The organism is Stenotrophomonas sp. 109824_Sma (genome assembly GCF_056480025.1).
In genome coordinates this window covers 4,334,049-4,347,834 of record NZ_CM151078.1, presented here as the reverse complement: position 1 = coordinate 4,347,834, position 13,786 = coordinate 4,334,049, and the positions used below count along the sequence as shown (strand labels likewise).

General features: G+C 66.7%; 16 protein-coding genes and 2 tRNA genes. 11 read left to right on the top strand and 7 right to left on the bottom strand.

Going from position 1 to position 13,786, the window contains the following annotated elements; translation table 11 throughout:
* Positions 1 to 23 precede the first annotated feature (23 nt).
* On the bottom strand, positions 24 to 713 hold the full coding sequence (gene crp, locus ACZK1G_RS20405; RefSeq protein ID WP_010482649.1) for a cAMP-activated global transcriptional regulator CRP: 690 nt from the start codon (positions 711 to 713) through the stop codon (positions 24 to 26).
* 149 nt (positions 714 to 862) lie between these two features.
* On the opposite strand from crp, the gene speD reads away from it, so the two are divergent.
* Both speD and ACZK1G_RS20395 read left to right on the top strand, forming a co-directional pair.
* Positions 863 to 1,657, top strand: coding sequence for an adenosylmethionine decarboxylase (gene speD, locus ACZK1G_RS20400; RefSeq protein ID WP_006473908.1), 795 nt, complete (start codon positions 863 to 865; stop codon positions 1,655 to 1,657).
* 168 nt (positions 1,658 to 1,825) lie between these two features.
* A complete protein-coding gene (locus tag ACZK1G_RS20395; RefSeq protein WP_005419816.1) occupies positions 1,826 to 2,146 on the top strand; it encodes a DMT family transporter in 321 nt (106 codons plus the stop codon).
* Between the two features lie 87 nt (positions 2,147 to 2,233).
* On the opposite strand, the gene coq7 is transcribed toward ACZK1G_RS20395, so the two are convergent.
* A complete protein-coding gene (gene coq7 / locus ACZK1G_RS20390; RefSeq protein WP_101766193.1) occupies positions 2,234 to 2,878 on the bottom strand; it encodes a 2-polyprenyl-3-methyl-6-methoxy-1,4-benzoquinone monooxygenase in 645 nt (214 codons plus the stop codon).
* Between the two features lie 196 nt (positions 2,879 to 3,074).
* On the opposite strand from coq7, the gene rplM reads away from it, so the two are divergent.
* Together rplM and rpsI are read left to right on the top strand one after the other, a co-directional pair.
* Complete coding sequence (gene rplM / locus ACZK1G_RS20385) at positions 3,075 to 3,503, top strand: 50S ribosomal protein L13 (RefSeq protein WP_005414692.1); 429 nt, start codon at positions 3,075 to 3,077, stop codon at positions 3,501 to 3,503.
* 2 nt (positions 3,504 to 3,505) lie between these two features.
* Positions 3,506 to 3,898 carry a 30S ribosomal protein S9 gene (gene rpsI / locus ACZK1G_RS20380; protein ID WP_005411311.1) on the top strand — a complete coding sequence of 131 codons (393 nt, stop codon included), beginning with the start codon at positions 3,506 to 3,508 and terminating at the stop codon, positions 3,896 to 3,898.
* A gap of 311 nt (positions 3,899 to 4,209) precedes the next feature.
* Here the strand turns inward: rpsI and ACZK1G_RS20375 are convergent.
* Together ACZK1G_RS20375 and ACZK1G_RS20370 are read right to left on the bottom strand one after the other, a co-directional pair.
* Positions 4,210 to 4,284: transfer RNA gene (locus ACZK1G_RS20375), tRNA-Gln, on the bottom strand.
* A gap of 55 nt (positions 4,285 to 4,339) precedes the next feature.
* Positions 4,340 to 4,416 (bottom strand) — tRNA-Met (locus ACZK1G_RS20370).
* A gap of 120 nt (positions 4,417 to 4,536) precedes the next feature.
* On the opposite strand from ACZK1G_RS20370, the gene ACZK1G_RS20365 reads away from it, so the two are divergent.
* The 3 genes from ACZK1G_RS20365 (at position 4,537) to bfr (ending at position 6,087) form a co-directional block, all read left to right on the top strand.
* Entirely contained in the window at positions 4,537 to 5,157 is a 621-nt protein-coding gene (locus tag ACZK1G_RS20365; protein ID WP_005411310.1) for an RNA pyrophosphohydrolase, read from the top strand.
* Between the two features lie 108 nt (positions 5,158 to 5,265).
* Positions 5,266 to 5,475, top strand: a complete 210-nt coding sequence (locus ACZK1G_RS20360; RefSeq protein ID WP_005411309.1) for a (2Fe-2S)-binding protein — start codon at positions 5,266 to 5,268, stop codon at positions 5,473 to 5,475.
* Positions 5,476 to 5,616: 141 nt separating this feature from the next.
* The gene (gene bfr, locus ACZK1G_RS20355; protein ID WP_005419804.1) at positions 5,617 to 6,087 is read left to right on the top strand and encodes a bacterioferritin; all 471 of its coding nucleotides are present in this window, start codon (positions 5,617 to 5,619) and stop codon (positions 6,085 to 6,087) included.
* Position 6,088: 1 nt separating this feature from the next.
* On the opposite strand, the gene ACZK1G_RS20350 is transcribed toward bfr, so the two are convergent.
* The 3 genes from ACZK1G_RS20350 to ACZK1G_RS20340 are packed head-to-tail and all read right to left on the bottom strand — an operon-like array spanning position 6,089 to position 10,861.
* Positions 6,089 to 8,308, bottom strand: coding sequence for an ATP-binding protein (locus tag ACZK1G_RS20350; RefSeq protein ID WP_101766191.1), 2,220 nt, complete (start codon positions 8,306 to 8,308; stop codon positions 6,089 to 6,091).
* Position 8,309: 1 nt separating this feature from the next.
* Positions 8,310 to 10,199: an EAL domain-containing protein gene (locus ACZK1G_RS20345; RefSeq protein WP_101766190.1), complete on the bottom strand. Its 1,890-nt coding sequence runs from the start codon at positions 10,197 to 10,199 to the stop codon at positions 8,310 to 8,312.
* Positions 10,200 to 10,243: 44 nt separating this feature from the next.
* Positions 10,244 to 10,861: a DUF4126 domain-containing protein gene (locus tag ACZK1G_RS20340; protein WP_101766189.1), complete on the bottom strand. Its 618-nt coding sequence runs from the start codon at positions 10,859 to 10,861 to the stop codon at positions 10,244 to 10,246.
* A 179-nt stretch (positions 10,862 to 11,040) separates the two neighbouring features.
* On the opposite strand from ACZK1G_RS20340, the gene ACZK1G_RS20335 reads away from it, so the two are divergent.
* The 4 genes from ACZK1G_RS20335 (at position 11,041) to nudC (ending at position 13,699) form a co-directional block, all read left to right on the top strand.
* The gene (locus tag ACZK1G_RS20335) at positions 11,041 to 11,784 is read left to right on the top strand and encodes a DUF6776 family protein (protein ID WP_049447264.1); all 744 of its coding nucleotides are present in this window, start codon (positions 11,041 to 11,043) and stop codon (positions 11,782 to 11,784) included.
* 4 nt (positions 11,785 to 11,788) lie between these two features.
* The gene (locus tag ACZK1G_RS20330) at positions 11,789 to 12,253 is read left to right on the top strand and encodes a bactofilin family protein (RefSeq protein ID WP_014038728.1); all 465 of its coding nucleotides are present in this window, start codon (positions 11,789 to 11,791) and stop codon (positions 12,251 to 12,253) included.
* A 31-nt stretch (positions 12,254 to 12,284) separates the two neighbouring features.
* Positions 12,285 to 12,677: an iron-sulfur cluster insertion protein ErpA gene (erpA, locus tag ACZK1G_RS20325; protein ID WP_005419789.1), complete on the top strand. Its 393-nt coding sequence runs from the start codon at positions 12,285 to 12,287 to the stop codon at positions 12,675 to 12,677.
* A 116-nt stretch (positions 12,678 to 12,793) separates the two neighbouring features.
* The gene (gene nudC, locus ACZK1G_RS20320; RefSeq protein WP_101766188.1) at positions 12,794 to 13,699 is read left to right on the top strand and encodes an NAD(+) diphosphatase; all 906 of its coding nucleotides are present in this window, start codon (positions 12,794 to 12,796) and stop codon (positions 13,697 to 13,699) included.
* Positions 13,700 to 13,786 lie beyond the last annotated feature (87 nt).

Genomic DNA, 13,786 nt, shown 5'->3' with positions numbered 1-13,786 from the left:
CGCACCCACCGGGTGCTCAACGGTCAACGGGTGCCGTACAGCACCACGGTCTTGCCGCGGGCATGCAGCAGGCCGTCGGTCTGCAGCTTCTTCAGCACACGGCCGGCCATTTCACGCGAGCAGCCGACCAGGCGGGCCAGCTCCTGGCGGGAGACGCGCAACTGGCTGCCCTGCGGATGGCTCATCGCCTCCGGTTCCTGCGCCAGGTCGTGCAGGGTGCGCACGATCCGGTCGGTAACGTCCAGGAATGCCAGGCGGCTGGCCTTGCGGCTGGTGTCGAGCAGGCGCTTGGAGATCTGCTGGCCCAGCGCGTACAGCAGGCGCGGGGCATCGGCCGACAGCGGACCGAGGAACAGCTGATGCAGGCGCTCGTAGCTGATTTCAGCCAGCTCGCAGGCGGTACGGGTCCGCAGGATCACCTCGCGGCGGTCCGATTCGACGAACAGGCCCATCTCGCCGACGAACTCGCCGGCACCGAAGTAGCCCAGCACAAGCTCGCGATCGTCATCTTCCTCGGCCATGATCGAAACCGAGCCGCTGATGACGTAATACAGGGTTCCCGCCGGGTCACCGGGTCGGAAGACGTCGGTACGGGTGGGATATCGCCGCCTGTGGCTGTGCGCCAGGAAACGATCGATTGTGGCGATATCCAGGGCCAGTGGACTGCTAGCTAGGCGCACGGTTGACACGATAGGGGCGCTCCCTCTGCGCATGAACGGATTCACGGGGTCGATAGCGGAGCTTAACCAGCGCAATTGTTAAGGGCAAACAGTGTGCCAGAACTCTTGCGTCTTCACGTTCCCCCCGAGGGCAGTTTGCCCCATAATTCCTCCTTTCCCTTCTTACACAGGAATCGACCGCCGTGGTCAAGCCGTTGCCTCGCCTGAGGCTGCAGGGTTTCAACAACCTCACCAAGGCGCTGAGCTTCAACATCTATGACGTGTGTTACGCGCGCACCGAAGAGGAGCGTCAGCGTTACATTGAATACATCGATGAAGAGTACAACGCCGACAGGCTGACTCAAATCTTGACCGATGTCGCCGAGATCATCGGCGCCAACATCCTGAACGTGGCCCGCCAGGACTACGACCCGCAGGGTGCCTCGGTGACCATCCTGATCTCCGAAGAACCGGTGATCGACAAGAAGCAGGCCGGCAAGGAGCTGATCTCCGACGCCGTGGTCGCGCACATGGACAAGAGCCACATCACCGTCCATACCTACCCGGAAACCCATCCGCAGGAAGGTATCGCGACGTTCCGCGCGGACATCGACGTGGCCACCTGTGGCGTCATTTCGCCGCTGAAGGCCCTGAACTACCTGATCGAGAGCCTGGAATCGGACATCGTGATCATGGACTACCGTGTCCGTGGTTTCACCCGCGATGTGAAGGGCAAGAAGCACTATATCGATCACAAGATCAACTCGATCCAGAACTTCCTGGCCAAGAACATCAAGTCGCGTTACGAGATGTTCGACGTCAACGTCTACCAGGAAAACATCTTCCACACGAAGATGCACCTGAAGGACTTCGACCTGGACCAGTACCTGTTCGAGGAAAAGGCCAAGAACCTGTCGTTCAAGGAACGCATGAAGATCGAAGCGCTGCTGAAGCGCGAGATCGAAGAGCTGTTCCACGGCCGGAACCTGTCCGAGTAAGCCCCATGCGCGATGCCTGCAGGCATCGCCGCCCAGGCGGGACGACCCGCCCCGTGGAACCAGTGCCCCGCACGCGTTACAGTTCCACGGTGATGTACCGACCCACGGCCCGGTGTGAAAACACCGGGCCGTTTCGTTTTTCTCAAAAAAGGTAAGGAGCCCCCACCCATGCCCTGGATCTACCTGCTGCTGGCCGGCCTGTTCGAGATCGGTTTCGCCCTCGGAATGAAGTACTCCGAAGGCTTCAGTAAACCCCTGCCCACCGTTGCCACGGTGGTATCTGCCCTGATCAGCCTGTACCTGATGAGCCAGGCGATGAAGAGCATCCCGGTCGGCACCGCCTATGCGATCTGGACCGGCATCGGCGCCATGGGCGTGGCGGTGCTGGGCATCTACCTGTTCAACGACAGTGCGTCGCCGGCCCGCCTGGCCTGCGTGGGCCTGATCGTGGCCGGCGTGATCGGCCTGAAGCTGGTCTCGCCCAATTAATCGGTAGTGCCGGCCGCTGGCCGGCAACCTCCTGATCTTCTGCGGCGCCCGCGTGGTTGCCGGCCAGCGGCCGGCACTACCTGGCGGTCACAGCCGGTAGGCGATGGTCTTCATCACCTTGGAGGCCAGCGCCATCGCGCCCGGGATCGGGAACGGCAGGCGGCGTGCGCCGGCCTGCTCGGCGTGCTCCGCGTGGCGGGCCTCGTCTTCCTTCATCACCTGGATGACCGCGCGGCTGCGCAGGTCGCCGGCCGGCAGGTCGACCAGGTGCTCGTCCAGGTGGGCTTCCACCTGGCGCTCGGTCTCGACCACGAAGCCCAGGTTCCAGCCATCGCCGCGCAGCCCGGCCAGGGTGCCGATGGTGTAGCTGCCGGCGTACCACAGCGGATTGAACAGGCTGGGGCGGCTGTCCAGTTCATCCAGCCGGGTGGCGCACCAGGCCAAGTGGTCGGTCTCTTCCTGGGCCGCTTCCAGCAGGTGTTCACGGGTGGCCGGGTCGCGGGCCACGGCCGCCTGGCCGAAGTACAGGCCCTGTGCGCAGACTTCGCCGACGTGGTTGATCCGCATGAGGCCCGCCGCGTGGCGGCGCTCGGCGTTGTCCATGCCCGGCTCGCCGGTGTCCGCAGCCGGGTAGGGGCGGGCCGCCGGTGGATTGCCGAACACCGTGTCCAGGGCGCGCTGCGCTTCGGTCAGCAGGTGGTCCAGCGGAGTGGTCTGGCGGAGCACGGTCATGGCGGTACGCGGTGGGGCGGAAGACCCGCCGATTCTCGCCCGCCCCCGTCCCCCTGCCAACCCGGGGCAGGGCCAGCTTGCACCGGGGGCTTGACCTGCGTACAATCCCGCCTCTTACGCTTCACCTTTCACAACGCGTGGCAGAGTTCCGGCGAGTCGTTCGCCGCAATGAGCCCGACCTAACCTAGAGTTCTTCATGAGCACTTTCACTGCCAAGAACGAGACCGTCCAGCGCGACTGGTACCTCGTCGACGCCGAGGGCAAGACCCTGGGCCGTCTCGCCACCGAGCTGGCCCGCCGTCTGCGCGGCAAGCACAAGCCGGTCTACACCCCACACGTTGATACCGGCGACTACCTGGTCGTCATCAATGCAGAAAAGATTGCCGTCACCGGCAAGAAGCTGCAGGACAAGATGTATCACCGTTTCACCGGCTACATCGGCAACCTGAAGACCGAGTCCCTGGCCCAGGCGCTGGAGCGCCACCCGGAGCGCGTGATCGAGATCGCCGTCAAGGGCATGCTGCCGAAGGGCCCGCTGGGTCGCCAGATGTACCGCAAGCTCAAGGTCTACGCCGGCACTGAGCATCCGCACGCCGCACAGCAGCCGCAGGTTCTGGATATCTAATCATGGCTATCACTCAAAACTACGGCACTGGCCGCCGCAAGTCCTCCACCGCTCGCGTGTTCCTGCGCAAGGGTTCGGGCAACATCACCGTCAATGGTCGTCCGCTGGACGAGTTCTTCGGTCGTGAGACCGCGCGCATGATCGTGCGCCAGCCGCTCGAGCTGACCAAGAACACCGAAAGCTTCGACATCCTGGTCACCGCCGCTGGCGGCGGCACCACCGGCCAGGCCGGTGCGATCCGTCTGGGCATCGCCCGTGCTCTGGTCGAGTACGACGAAACCCTGAAGTCCGAGCTGCGCAAGGCTGGCTTCATGACCCGTGACGCCCGTGAAGTCGAGCGTAAGAAGGTCGGTCTGCACAAGGCCCGCCGCGCCACCCAGTTCTCCAAGCGCTGATTCACCGCGCCTGGTTGTGCTCCTTCGGGAGCCCGCTGGTTGGAAAAGCAAAAGCCCGGCTTCGGCCGGGCTTTTGTCGTTCTGGGGTTGCGCATTTCGAGGTTGCCGGCCAGCGGCCGGCACTACCCGGGGCGTCGCATGTCAGCAGGATGGGATCGTGCAGAAAAGGATCCGACCCCGGGCCCCTCTCTGGAGAAGAGCCCCCTTGTTGTTCAAGGGGGCGCGCCGACAGGCGCGGGGATAAGGTGGAATGCGCGACCAAATTAAAAGCAAAAGGCCAGATCTTTCGATCTGGCCTTTTGCTTTTAATTTGGCTGCCCCGGATGGATTCGAACCACCGAATGCCTGAGTCAGAGTCAGGTGCCTTACCGCTTGGCGACGGGGCAAAACGTGCAACTATTTTCTCACTTTTCACACTGAAAAACAACTTGATTTTCAGCGTGGTGGCTATGGGTGGACTCGAACCACCGACCCCAGCATTATGAGTGCTGTGCTCTAACCGGCTGAGCTACATAGCCTTGGTGAGCCCGCTATTCTGCGGATGTGTATCGCCCCTGTCAACACTTTTGTGTCGTGCTTGTGGGCCGACAGAGGGCATGGGATAGTCCCGACCAGTAGATTTTTTAGGAGTCCGCATCGTGATCGATCCGGACGGCTATCGACCGAACGTCGGCATCGTGCTGATGCGGCAGGATGGCCAGGTGTTCTGGGCACGACGCGTGCGCCGGGACGGCTGGCAGTTCCCGCAGGGTGGCATGAACACCGACGAGACGCCTGTCGAGGCCATGTATCGTGAACTGCAGGAAGAGACCGGCCTGCTGCCTGAGCATGTGGAAGTGCTCGGGGCGACACCCGGCTGGCTGCGCTACAAGCTGCCGGCGCGGGCCATCCGCCGCAACGAGCGGCAGGTCTGCATCGGCCAGAAGCAGGTCTGGTTCCTGCTGCGCCTGACCGGTGACGAATCCCACGTGAAGCTGGACCACACCGACTCGCCCGAGTTCGACCACTGGCGCTGGGTGGACTTCTGGTACCCGGTAGAGCACGTGGTGATGTTCAAACGCGGCGTCTATGCGCGTGCCCTGCGACACCTGGCGCCACTGGCGCGCGGCGTGGCCGGGCAGGGCGTCACCGCCATGCCCAAGAGCGCCGCCGAGGCCTGGATGCCGGGCCACACGGCCGGGCACGACCGCCCGCGCAAGCGCCCGCGGACCCGGGGCTACTGGCCGAAGAAGGCCACGGGCGACGGCCCGGCCAGCTGACCGGCTGAACGGTATCGAGAATGGTTCAGGTCTCTGATTGACAACCATTCTCGTTTCCATTGGAATAGCCAACAGGCCGCTTCTGGCCTGTCAGCCCGGTTCCCGCCTGTGTACGTCTGCATCTGCAACGGAGTCACCGACCACCAGATCCGCGAAGCCGCCAGCCATGGCGTCAGCACGGTGGCCGAACTGACCATGCGTACCGGTTGTGGTGCCACCTGCGGTTCCTGCCTGGACATGGCCGGCGACCTGCTGGCCAAGGCACGTGCGACCCATGATCTGCCGCTGCCGGTATTGGGCCTGGCCCAGGTCGCCTGATCGCTTTTCGCGGCGCGTTGACGCCGCGCTTTCGCATTCTTCACGTGCGGCCGCGCAGGCCAATGCGCACGATTCGCGTTCCTTCACGACCGCACGCAAGGCGTTAAAGTGCCTGCGTTTTCAGCGTGCAGGAGCATCCCCATGAAGGGCGACACCAAGGTCATCGAATTCCTCAACAAGGTCCTCTACAACGAGCTGACCGCGATCAACCAGTACTTCCTGCACGCCAAGATGCTGAAGAACTGGGGCATCAAGGAACTGGCCGAACACGAGTACAAGGAATCGATCGACGAGATGAAGCATGCCGACATGCTCGCCGACCGCATTCTGTTCCTTGAAGGCCTGCCGAACTTCCAGGCGCTGGGCAAGCTGCGCATCGGCGAGAACCCGACCGAGATCCTGCAGTGCGACCTGTCGCTGGAACGCGATGGCGTGGTCACCCTGCGCGAGGCCGTGGCCTATTCCGACTCGGTTGGCGACTACGTCAGCCGCCAGCTGTTCGTGAAGATCCTCGACTCGGAAGAAGAGCACATCGACTGGCTGGAAACCCAGCTGGACCTGATCGAGCGCATCGGCGAGCCGAAGTACCTGCTGAGCAAGCTGGAAGAGTGAGTCAGCCGCCCTGGCCGGCGCGATGCTGTGCCAGGTAGCCCGTCAGCGCCACGCGCGCGCGGGCGAATTCCGCAACCAGCAGCGCCACTGCCACGGCGGGGCGCTGCAGGCTGCCGCTGCGGGCTTCATGCTCGATCCGCTGCGCGATCGCCGACAGCGACAACGCGCCCACGTTCGCACTCGATGATTTCAGGCTGTGCGCAATGGCCTGCAAGCGCGGCTCATCGCCGTTCTGCGCGGCCAGCTGCAACTGCTGCACCATCACCGGCGCATCTTCAAGAAAGACCATGACGATCTGGGTGGCAGCGTCGCCGATCACGGCGTGCAGTTCATCCAGCACGTCGCGGTCGAGCACCGGTTTCGGCATCGCGCCGACCCGGCTGTCATCGCCTGGTAGAGCCGAGCCATGCTCGGCTGGCAGGACCCGACGGGCCACGGGTGTGTCGCCATCGAGCAAGCGTGACGCTGCGACATCGCGCGATCGCTGCACCCAACGCTGCAACAGCGCATGCAACGCGGCGCGCGCGATCGGCTTGGACAGGTAATCGTCCATGCCCGCCTGCAGGCAGCGCTCGCGGTCACCGGCCATGGCGTTGGCGGTCATTGCGATGATCGGCAGCCGCGCGCGCCCGTTCTCTGCTTCTTCGGCGCGCCAGCGGCGCGTGGCGGCATAGCCGTCCAGCACCGGCATCTGGCAATCCATCAGCACGATGTCCACGTCGCCTTCGCGGAGCGCGGCCAGTGCCTGCTCGCCATCGGCGGCGTTGCGCACTTCGCACTGGAACACGCGCAGCAGCTGTTCGGCCACCATCCGGTTGACCGTATTGTCCTCCACCAGCAGCACGCGCAGATGCAACGGCGGCAGCGTGGCAGCGGGTTGCTCGTTGTCCGCGCTGGCCAGCAGCGCAGCGGGGCGGGCGGGGGCAACCGGTGCAGCCAGCAGTGCATGCAGGGCCGCATCGTCGAACTGCGGGGGCAGCTGGCGCTGGCGCGGGCGTTGCGGAAGTGCGCCCTCCTGCAGCCACAGCACCTGCAGTGCATCGTCGTCACCGCGATCATTCAGCGCCAGCTGCAGCGTGGCCTCACCGTTGCGGCGTGCGCGGGCATCGACCAGCAACCATGCCGGTGCCGGTTGCCCGGGCCGCGCGGGAGCGCGCAGGCGCTCGACCACGGCATCCAGCTGCGCCAGCACCTGCACCTGCAGCCCATGGTGGGCGGCGATGCGCTCGATACGTGTCTGCAGCGTTGCGTCGGCACTGAACAGCAGCAGTGGTGCCGGCGCGCGCGCCATCGCCGGCAGGTCGCCAGGGACCTTCAGCAGCGGGATCTCGAACCAGAAGGTCGCGCCCTGACCCGGCGTGGACTGCACGCCGATGTGCCCGTGCATCAGGTCGATGATGCGCTTGCAGATGGCCAGGCCCAGGCCGGTGCCGCCATAGAGGCGGGTGGTGGACGCGTCGGCCTGGCTGAAGGACTGGAACAGGCGTGCCTGCAGCGCGTCGTCGATGCCGATGCCGGTGTCGATGATCTCGAAGCGCAGCTGGTGCTGCGCGGCACCTTCGCCCAGGCGCAGCACGCGCAGCTGCACCTGGCCGCGGGCGGTGAACTTGATGGCGTTCGCCAGCAGGTTGCTCAGCACCTGGCGCAGGCGCACCGGATCGCCGCGCACCGGCAGGCGCACCGATGGATCCAGTTGCAGGCCCAGGGCCAGGCCCTTGGCGTCGGCGGCCCGCTGCATCAGCTGCACCACGCCATCGAGCAGGTCGCGCAGGTTGAAGCTGGTGATCTCCAGTTCCAGCGCCTGCGCTTCCAGCCGGGAGTAGTCGAGGATGTCGTCGACGATGCGCAGCAGCTGTTGCGAACTGGCCGAAGCGGTGGCCAGCATCTGCCGCTGGTCTTCGCCCAGCGGTCCGCGCGCGATCAGCTCCAGCATCGGCAGGATGCCGTTGAGCGGGGTGCGGATCTCGTGGCTCATCGTGGCCAGGAACTCGCCCTTGGCCAGCACGGCCGCCTCGGCGGCCTGCTTGGCCTGCAGCAGTTGCTGTTCCAGCTGGCCCTGGCGTTCGGTGGTACGGCGAAGCTGGTCGCGTTCGGCGGCCAGCGCAGTGTGCGTGCGCTGCAGCTGGGCCAGCGCATGGTTGCGCGCGCGCAGGCGCAGTCCCAACAGCAGCGCGATGGCGGCCGCAGCAAGGGCAACCAGCAGCACGCCCCACAGCGGCACGTCAGAGCACCGCGTTGTGGAAGTCGAAGTTCAGGTCGCTGCCGGCCGACTGCACCATGTTGCCCTGGATGTAGTCGACGCCGCCGACCCACATCGCTGCTGCAGCCTGCGGGTCCTCGATCTGCTGGCCGATGATCTGCAACCCGGCGGTATGGGCCTGTTCGATCGCCTTGCGCAGTTCCTCGCGCGTGGCCGGATTGGAATGGCTGCTGGAGAAGCGCGCAGCCATGCGCACGAACGACAGCGGCAGCTGGGTCAGCAGTGCATCGGCCTCGCCGCTGGGCTCGAACTGGCTCAGGCAGAAGCGCACCCCCGCGCTGGCCATGCGCTGGCAGAACTGCTGCAGCGGCACGGTGTGGATCAGTGCGTCGGGCAGGCGCACGTCGATCACCAGCGCACTGCCGGGCAGGTCACGCTGCTGCAGTGATTCCAGCAGCCAGTCGGCGAAGGCATCGCGCTGCAGGGTACGCAGCGACTGCGAGACGAACAGGTTCAGCGGCTGCGTTGCGTGCCGGTACAGATCCAGCAGGCCCAGTGCGTGGTCCATCACCTGCTGGTCGAGGTCGGCGATGCGTCCGGCGGCTTCTGCGGCCGGGATCACCTGGCCGGCCGCCAGCACCGTGCCATCGGCCTGGCGCAGGCGCAGCAGCAGCTGGTATTGCGCGGTGTTGCCACCTGCCACGGCGACGATCGGCTGGTAGGCCAGTTCCAGCTGGCCTTCCAGCAGCGCCAGGTGTTCCTGTTCGGTGACCGCCTGGCGATGCACGTGGCCCGCCACGCCGGCGCTGAGCAGGCGTGCCTGCAGGGTGGTGCGCTCAACCGCTTCCAGCGCACTGTTGGCATCCTCGAAACCCGGCGACAGCGGCGCATAGCCGACTACGCCGCGCAGGTGCACGGATTCGTCGTCGCGGATCACGAAGGCGCGTGCCGACAGCTGCTCGCGCAGGGTGGCGGCGATGCCTTCGAGGGCGTCCTCGTCGGCGTTGCGGGCCAGCAGCAGGAAGCTGTTGTCGTTCAGGCGAGCCAGCAGGTGCGGATGGCCGGCTTCGGCCAGGCGCTGCCCGGCCTGCACCATCAGCCGTTCAAACGCCGCATAGCCATAGCGTTCGCGCAGGCCCAGCGCACTGGCCACTTCGATGAAGAACACGCCGCCCTGATCGCGGTGGGCGAGTGCGGTGTTGAGCTGCTGCAGCACGTGGTGGCGCGTCGGCAGGCCGGTTTCCGGATTGCTGGTGGCCGGTGCGCCGGTGGCGCCCGGCAGGGTCGCGGCCTGGGCACGTGCGCGGCGGATGCGGTTGGCCACCGCTGCGATCAGGTGGCGGGGCCGGATCGGCTTGCTCAGGTAGTCGTCGGCGCCACTGTCGAGCACCTCGAACTGCCGTTCCGGATCCGGATCGCCGCTGAGGAACACGATCGGCAGCAGCTGCAGGCCAGGCTGCTGGCGGATCAGCGCGGTCAGGCGCATGCCGTCCAGCCCGGGCAGGTGCAGGTCCATCAGGATCAGGTCGGGGCGGTGCTCCTTGATCGCCTGCAGCGCGGCATCGGCATCGCTGTGCACGATCGCCTGCATGCCGGCGCCGTGCAGCACGCTCTGCGCGAACAGCGCCTGGGCGCGATCGTCTTCCACGATCAGCACGCGGTAGGGCGAGTCCGATGGCGCTGGGGCCAGGTCGTTGTTGCCGGCTTCGGCCAGTGCGATCGGGCCGGGCAGTGGCGGCGGCGCGCTGTTGCCCGGCGCCGGGGCATCGGTCGCGATGGGCGGCGGGGTCGCAACCGTCGGTGCCGCCACAGCGAGGCCTGCCGCCTCGGGCGCCCAGCGCTGCCAATGATCGGCCGGAGGGGTTTCAGCGCGTCCCGGGCGGGCGCCCGCGGGGGATTCGTTTGCGGCCATCGGTGCTCCTGGTGTTCGCGTCCATTATGCGACAAGCCCGGCGCTCAACCGGTACCGGCGTGCCCTGGCGGTGGTGCCGATGCACCGCGCGCCAGCCAGCGCACGCCCTTCCACAGTGCGCGCCAGACCAGCCACACCAGCAGTGCGCCGGCCAGGCTGCAGGCCAGCACCACCACCAGCGCGATCCACGGATGCGCCAGGGCCAGCGCCAGTCCGCCGATCACTACGGTGTCTTCGGCGGCGGAGGCGACCCAGTTGCTGGCCGGTTCCGGCGAGGTGTTGAGCAGGGCGCGGGTACCCGCCTTCAGGCCATGGCTGGCGAGGGCGACGCCGGCACCGGCGGCGAGCGCACCGGTGCCCAGCTGGCCATCCGGCGACAGTGTGGCCGCCGCGAGGAATGCGCCGGCAGGTACGCGCGCGAGGGTCTGCACCAGGTCCCAGACCGAGTCCACGCCGGGGATCTTGTCGGCGAAGAACTCGGCGATGGCCAGCGCCGCCGATGTGCCCAGCACCCACCACGATTCAGTGGCCTGCAGGGCGGGCGGCAGGTCGACCCAGCCGAGCAGGCCGGCCAGGCCGACGCCGAACACGGTGAGGTAGACGCGGATGCCGGCCAGCCAGGCCAGCAGGATGCCGATCACGAACAGGTGGGCTTCGGTCATGGCGGTGCTCCGGCGACGGAACTGTGCAGGGGGCCACACTATCGACGATGGCGTGCCTGAACGCCACAGACCGTGGCCGGCCACTGCGCAGGAAACCCACCCGTCCTGTCATACACTAGCCCGTCGTTTGCCACAGGGGCCGTAACGGTGTCGCCCTCGCGATACCCCGGAAACCACCCATGACCAACCGTCCTCCCATGCGCGTGCAGGTGCGCCTGCCCGGCGCGCCGCGACCGCCTGTCGACCGCCGCCGCCTGCTGGTGATCGGCGGCATCTGGCTGCTCAGCCTGGTGCTGGCGGTGCTCGGCGGCTGCTGGATGGCCACGCCGCGTGATGCCCAGGGCCAGCGCCTGCAGGCCGCCGAGAAGCGTGCCGAGACGCTGCAGGCGCAGCTGACCGAACTTCGCCAGAAGCAGGCCACGCTGGAAGCCTCCGACCGCATCAGCCGCGCCGCCAACACCGAGGTGCAATCCTCGCTGGCCGAGCGCGATGAGGAAATCGCCGGCCTGCGCGCCGACGTCGCCTTCTATGAGCGGCTGGTCGGTTCGACCAGCCAGCGCAAGGGCCTGAACACCCACTCGATCGAGTTCAGCCCGGAAGCGGCCGGCACCTGGCAGTACACCGCTGTGCTGACCCAGAACCTCAACCGCGGTGCCATCAGCCAGGGGCAGATGCGCTTCACCGTGGAAGGCGTGAAGAACGGCAAGCTGGCCACGATCAGCTGGGATGATCTGCACCAGCGCAGCAAGGTACCGGGACAGGATTACTCGTTCCGGTACTTCCAGCAGATCACCGGCAGCGTGATGCTGCCGGCTGACTTCACCCCGCAACGCGTGCGGGTGACATTGGGGAGTGGTACGGGGGGTACCACCCAGGTATTCGACTGGAAACAGGCCGGCGCGCCGGCCAGCAAAGGGGAGTAGGCAGATGTTCGGAAGCAGCAAATCCAACCGGGAAGGCCAGCTGGTGGTGGATGCCCTGATCGGCAACCAGGTGGTGATCCGCGGTGATGTGGAATTCAGTGGGGGCCTGTATGTGGAAGGCCGCATCCACGGCAAGGTGATTGCCGCCGAAGGCGCCAGTGGCGCGACCCTGACGGTCGCCGAGCATGGCGTGATCGAGGGTGAGATCCGCGCCCAGGTGGTGGTCATCAGTGGCCGCCTGGACGGCGATGTGCACGCCACCGAGAAGGTCGAGCTGACCCCGAGCGCACGGGTCAATGGCAACGTCCACTACCAGGTGGTGGAGATGAATGCGGGTGCCCAGCTGAACGGCCGCCTGATCCATGCCAGCGCGCCGATGGCGGCCTTGCCGGCGCCGGAAGGCGACGACGCCAATGATGGCAAGGGCGACACCGCCGCACGCCGCAAGCTGGCCGAGGCGATGGCTTGAAAGCCATCGTCGGCACCCCCATGCTGACACCATGAGCACGCTAGTCTCCCTGCCCGGCGCCACCCCGGTTGCCGCGCCCGATTACCAGTCGCTGGAGCGCCCGCTGAACTTCACCGAGTCGGCGGCCGCCAAGGTCAAATCCCTGATCCAGGAAGAGGGCAACCCCGACCTGGCCCTGCGCGTGTACATCGAGGGAGGCGGCTGTTCGGGCTTCCAGTACGGGTTCGAGTTCGACGAGAACCGTGCCGAGGACGACCTGGCGGTACAGACCAGCGGGGTGACCCTGCTGGTCGACCCGCTGAGCCTGCAGTACCTGATGGGCGCCGAGGTGGACTACACCGAGAGCCTGACCGGTGCCCAGTTCGTGATCCGCAACCCGAACGCGAAGACCACCTGCGGCTGCGGCAGCAGCTTCAGCATGTAGTAGATCCACGCCATGCGTGGATGCGCGGTGCCCGCAACCTCGCCCGTGGAGCACACGGGCAAACTGCGCACAGTGCCGACCTTGCCACCCGCATCGATTGGCGGCACGCTTGCCGGATGCCCAATACTCCTTCGCCGCTTTCCGGTTTCGCCTTCGTTGGCGAACCGCTGGAGCGCGCCGATGCCCTGCGCGAGGATGCCGATGCACTGGCGCGCCTGTGGCCGGGTGCGCGCATTCTCGTGCTCGATCAGGACGGCAGCGCCTTCACCGGCGATGACGATCAGCCGCTGGCGCTGAGCGGTGCCGACATCGGCGGCGGCCCGGGTGCCGCGATCTTCCTTGGCCTGCGCGGGGAGCAGGCGTGGTTCTCGGTTGAAGCCGCCAACGTCACCATCAGCGCACCACGCCGGCTTGATCTGCGCCAGGCCGCGTTGCTGTGGTCGATGGCCGATGCGACCGCTTTCAGCTATGCCCGCGGCATGTCCTACTGGCACTCGCGCACCCGCTTCTGCGGCGTGTGCGGCGGCGCCGTGGCGTTTGCTCGTGGTGGCTTCGTCGGCCGCTGCGGGCAATGCGCCACCGAGCACTATCCGCGTGTCGATCCCGCCGTGATCGTGGCCGTGGAGAACCAGGGCCGGCTGCTGCTGGGCCGGCAGTCGAACTGGGCACCGCGTCGCTACTCGGTGCTGGCCGGCTTCGTCGAACCGGGCGAGACCTTCGAGCAGACCGTGGTGCGCGAAGTCCACGAGGAGAGCAAAGTGCGGGTGACCGCCTGCCAGTACCTCGGTTCGCAGCCGTGGCCGTTCCCCGGCGCGCTGATGGTCGGCTTCCGTGCACAGGCGCAGGATGACCTGCCGACCGTGGATGGCGAACTGGAGGACGCGCGCTGGTTCAGTGCCGAAGAGGTGGGCGCTGCGTTGGCACGCGATGTGGAGGACGATGGCCAGGGCATCCGCCTGTCGCCGCCGATCTCGATCTCGCGGGGCCTGATCGAACACTGGTACCGCCAGCACGCGGGCTGAACCCGGCCGGCTGCGGCGCCTGTATTGCCGCCACCTGAACACGGCCCGGGTTACAGTGCGGGTCATCGCGGAGGGCGCCGCTGCGAC